3 protein-coding genes are annotated in these 5,359 nt (G+C 54.7%); all 3 read left to right on the top strand.

All coding sequences use genetic code 11. The features are described from left to right. Positions 1-34 precede the first annotated feature (34 nt). Positions 35-3,697, top strand: coding sequence for a DEAD/DEAH box helicase family protein (locus ACOCD2_RS11610; RefSeq protein WP_419625705.1), 3,663 nt, complete (start codon positions 35-37; stop codon positions 3,695-3,697). 128 nt (positions 3,698-3,825) lie between these two features. Further along, positions 3,826-4,260, top strand: a complete 435-nt coding sequence (locus tag ACOCD2_RS11615) for a hypothetical protein (RefSeq protein WP_293647192.1) — start codon at positions 3,826-3,828, stop codon at positions 4,258-4,260. Positions 4,261-4,430: 170 nt separating this feature from the next. Beyond that, positions 4,431-5,359, top strand: a 929-nt coding sequence (locus tag ACOCD2_RS11620; protein ID WP_293701609.1) for a hypothetical protein, incomplete at its 3' end; no start/stop codon positions are given.

Raw genomic sequence — 5,359 nt, forward strand, 5'->3', positions numbered from 1 at the left:
CACCTATGAAGAGAAGGATGACGATGATCAGTCGTTGGCTGACCGCGACCGCCCGCCGATTCCGAATACCTACCAGGTAGAGCGCACCGGTATTCGCGGCAAGAAGAAAGAGCGCCTGACTGCTCTTTGTCACTTGCGTGATATTGCCATTGACCTGGTGGCGCTGCAAACCACCTGGGACAACGACGAAGACGAGGTGGCGCGTCAGCGCTACGAAACACTGCAAGCAAAGTTAAACGCTGAGTATGATGAATTCGTAGAGAAATATGGCTTGGTCAGCCAGCGCACCAACCATATTGATTTCCTGGATGATCCACAGGTGGGGCGCGTACTGTCACTTGAGAAGGAGTATAACCCCAAAACAGAGACAGCCGCCAAAGCGGATCTGTTTAGCAAGCGGGTAATCTACCCCCCCCGACCACAAGAGCCGGAAAGCGTTGAAGACGCTTACATGCAGTGCCTGGCGGAATATGGGCGCATTGTCCCCAGCTTCATCGAAGAGATGGCAGAAGGGTTAGTGCCAGATGAACATGAAAGCGCCATCTCCTACCTGCTTCACAAGGAGCTGGTATTCCTTGATCCGCAAAGCCTCAACTATGAACCGTCGTTCTTGTACCTTTCCGGCAATGTGGTGGAGAAACTGGAGGCAGCCCAAGAGGCAGGCGAAGCCTTTAACGACAACATCCGGGCGCTCGAAGCGGTTCAGCCGGAACCCCTGACCGCCGATCAGGTCCAGGTACGCCCCGGGATGACGTGGATCACCCCCGAGGAGGTGACTGAGTTTGCCCGGGAACTGTTCGATACTAAGCACATGGGGGACAACGCCGGTGAGATGGTCTATTCCGAGGCGACGGGCTTGTGGTCTGCGCGAGTGGCCTCGGGCGTCAAGTCCAGTACCAAGTGCCGGATGGATTACGGCACGCCACGCCGTAACGCATGGAACCTGCTCGAATCAATCTGTAATAGCAAGCCTATTGAGGTAAAGGACACGGTAGAAAATGCCGATGGTTCTCGCAAATCCGTACTGAATCTTGAAGAAACCCTCAAGGCACAAGATAAGGCGACCCTGATTCAAGAGGAATTCCGCCACTGGTTGTTCTTCAAGGACAGCGAGCGAGGGGAAAAATTGCTTGCCCGTTATAATCGGCTGAAGAACGCGACGGTGGACACCCAATGGAATGGCAGCCACCTGACATTTCCGGGGAAGAATCCGGATATTGAACTGCGCTCATCCCAGGTCAATGCCGTCTGGCGTTATATCCTCGATGGCAGAGTGGTACTGGCCCACGAGGTGGGGGTTGGAAAAACCTTCACCATGATTGCCGCCTCGATGGAAGCCAAGCGGATGGGGCTGCAGAACAAGACCTTCATTGTTGTGAAAAACAACACCCTGATGCAGTTCGATGCCGCGATACGGACGCTGTACCCCAACGCAAAAGTTACCACCGTCAATAAGCTGAAAACCGGCTCGAAAAAAGAGCGCCAGCGTTTCCACGCCACCATTGCCTATAACGATTGGGACATTGTGCTGGTGCCACATTCAGTATTTGAGCGCATTCCTGCCCCCAGGGAGTTCGTAGAAGCCTCCATCAGGGAAGAGGTATCCAATGCCATGGCGGCCATGACGGATGCAGAGAGCAGCGACGCGCCCCGCTTTGAAATCAGCCGCTACAGAACCAAAGTCAAGCAGCTGGAGGCGCGACTGAAAAGACTGGCAGCGGATGAAAAGAAGGATGAGGGATTCAATGTCAAAACACTGGGGATGGACGCCCTGTTCATTGATGAGGTGCATAACTACAAGAGCCTCACCGATAAGGTATCTAGTCAGCGCGCCCTGGATATGCGAATCAAGGCCGACTGGCTGCGCGACAACCGAGGGGACCACAAAGGCGTGCTTACCGCATCAGGCACGATCATTTCCAATGAACTGGGGGAAATCCACGTCCAAAGCCGCCTGGCGCAGCCAGATGTTCTGGTACGCCAGGGCGAATACTCGTACAGCGCATGGGTATCCAACAACGTCCATACCGTCAACGTATTTGAACCTGCTCCAGGAGGAGACGGGTTCAAAATGCGAGGGCGTGAGCGCCTGATCAACGCGCCGGAAACCATGGCGGCCTTCCGAGAGCATGTTGATGTAGTGTTCGCAGATGACGTGGGCATTCCGCGCCCCGAACTGGAAAACATCAAGCATGTTGCAGAAATGACGCCGCTGCAGGACAGCCTGCGCGACAATTTGGTGAAGCGGGCGAAAACCCCCTCAAAAGAGGACAATATCCTGAAAATCATGGGGGACGGCATTCGCATGTCCCTCTACCCTCCGCTTATGACCGGAGCGGATGCGCCGCCCAGTCTTCACAATATCGATGACTCCAAGATCGGGCTGATGATGGACGAAGTTATTGGCGCCTATGAAGCGCATGCCGAAATGCGTGGGTCACAATTGGTTTTCTGTGATTTGGGTGTGCCAGGTGGCAGCTCTGAGTACAACATTCACCAGCTTATCAAGGAACACCTGATGATGCGGGGGATCCCTGAAGGTGAAATCGCCTTTGTCCATGATGCAAAAAATGATCGGGCCAAGTCGGAACTGTTCGCCCGCGTCAACGCGGGCGAGGTGCGCGTCCTCCTGGGCACTACCGAGCGAATGGGGGAGGGGACCAACGTCCAGGAACGCTTGTCCGACATTCATGTGCTGGTGCCGCCATGGAAGCCCTCTCTCATCGAGCAGATACGCGGGCGGGGACATCGCTTTGGTAACCTACATGACCGAGTGAAGATGCACCTGTACTCGACCAAGGGATCTCTGGACACCTTCATGTACTCCACCCTGCATAACAAGGCTGTGGCTTTCGGGGCGTTGTTGCGCGGCGATAAATCACTGCGCGAATATGGCATGGAAGCGGATATGACCTATGCCGAAGTTCTGGCTGCAACCACGGATAACCCCCTGATCAAGGACAAGATGGAAACCGAACACGCCTTGACTGAGATGCAGGCTCGTCGGCGCGGTTTTGAGCGCACAGTCATGCAGGCAAGGAGTGAAATGGCCTTTTACAAGGATATCTTGCAAGAAACCCGCGAGAAAAGCGAGCAGACCATGCGCATCCCCAAGGTGAACTGGGGCGAACGCGATACCGCGGAAAATGGATGGGTGGTAGAGATCAATGGGCACCCCCATCGGCTGGTTAAAAAGAAACTGGTTAACCTCGGTGAGCAACAGGAACTCATTGAAGGTGAGCCGCTTTCACCGCAAATGCCCAGGCAGGAACTTTATGGCATCGTCAAACTGTTCGGTACGGGGGTAATCGAGTCCATCACCTGTCACGGTGCGAAAGTTACCATAGATCCGACCCGGGTTGCCTCCTGGGTGCTGCACGATGAGCAGGGTAATCCCATCACGGGATATCAGAACGGGGCGGATATCGAACATGCGTTGTGGAGCCGCGACAATAAGGTTGCTGCTTTGGCTGACCAGGAACAAGCGGCCAGTGAGAAAATTGAACAGTGCCGCCCCCATACAGAAGGCCGCTGGAACGGTGAAAAAGAGTACGCCGAACTCCAGAAGAAGTGTCGGATCATCGATCAGCTTATCGAAAAGGGGATTACCGATCCCAATGCACTTGAGCAGGCGCTTTTGACAGGTAAGGTGCCCCCCGCCAATGCAACCGCCATGCCGATGGCGCAGTCGGCATAATCAATATCCCTCATCCGGCTGCGCGCCGATTAACAGATGCTAACTCGATGATAAACAATGGTGGCGCGCCAGGATGGGAAGCTGTTATAGTATATATTATGCAGGGTTTCAAAAGGAGGAACAGAGCCATGGCAGAACCCCATAGTGAGCATTCTTACCCACATTTAGAGGCAAACTTTGATCTGGGTATTTTGCCCAGGCAGCGCACCAGCCTACAGCCGGATAAGGCGGGGGACCTACAGATCGCAGTCCTGATGATTGTGACGGCAATACGGGATTCATTGATGGCCTTTCGGCTGGTTGAGATCAATAGCCTGCCGAAGGGCCAGAAAACACGAACGCTGCGGCGGCGGAAGGCGCGACTGGAAGAGCAGCGCACCGCCAGGGAGTGGCTGGATAACCCGGACAGCGGATGTCTGTCTTTGCGAACGTGCTTCTCCCTCATATCGGAAGCATGGGAGGAACACTACAATTATATTGTGGATTTCGATGAGTTTCACAAAGGGGTTATCGAAGAGCCCCGAAGAATTCTCAGCTTGCTTCGTATGTGGATTGAGCAATGAAGAAAACAAGTATTTACACCGTGCCAGCCTTCATGCTGTTGGCCAGTTCCACCCTTTCATCTGCTGTTATATCCCCCGGAGGAGCACAGCGGGACACACGGGGATTTAATACCCGACAGCCGCCTTCTTATTCAGCAGTAGCCGAACCCGAGAACCACCGCAAATCAGTGGTGCTTACCCCCAAGAAAACAGATCCACCGCCGATCTATGGCAAGATCAAAGCGTCGGCTGGCGACATCATCCCCGCCATTGTTTGTGTAGACCATGTTTCTATTGTCGGGCACGCAAAAAGCATCCCCCGAAGCGCGTCCTTCGTCACGCAAAACTGCTTTACCAAGGGGGTCAATATCATGGTGGCGGCCAGTGATGGCACCACCAAGCAGGTGAAAGCCGCGCACAAGGCGCTGGTAGAAACACTAAATCGACTTTTTGATGGACTCGGTGCTTCGTTTGCCACCACCATGAAAAATTTCGGGGCGGCCCAGGATCGTGCGTTTATGGAGCGGGCGGTCGGAGAAACCAGGCGCCTGGGATCAGACTGTGAAACCCCGGACCTGGCCAATGCCCTGTTTGCAGGTGAAGCGGACATCAACCGCCGCATTGTGCTAAACGGATACCGGGCGAACATTCACAACAACAGCGCCAGCACACCTAGTGGTGCGGTCAAGCGCATGTTCGCCAATCAAGCCAAGCGCAGCGAAGTGCTCCAGGATCTCCAGCCGGAAGGGGGGGTGAATGACCCGGACAAACGCCTGCTGGCCGCAGAACTGATATTTCGCACAGGCACATCATTGCCGGATGATGCGGACGTACACTCGGCTGTGGTCGATTATGTCAGCGAGCTGACCAATCCTACACCATCCCCGGCGCTCCCCAAGGAGCTGGTGGAGAAGGTGACAGGAAAGACGGTGCAATCATCTGGTAATGCGTATTCGCCTGAAGTCTCTGCCGCAGTACAGAAATACCACGCAGTCCGCACCACAAAGAATGATCGCCTGGCCCTGGCGCAGCAGACCCTGTTCCAGATCAGCGAGGACAACATCGCGTCTATCGAGGCCACGGATGAACTCAATACGATCTGGAAAAACATGGGGGGAAT

The organism is Thiolapillus sp., from assembly GCF_048562965.1.
Taxonomy (GTDB): domain Bacteria; phylum Pseudomonadota; class Gammaproteobacteria; order Chromatiales; family Chromatiaceae; genus Thiolapillus; species Thiolapillus brandeum_A.

Bases quoted from the DNA above. Each gene is read 5' to 3' on its own strand.
- ACOCD2_RS11615 (WP_293647192.1), top strand. From the start codon at position 3,826: ATGGCAGAACCCCATAGTGAGCATTCTTACCCACATTTAGAGGCAAAC.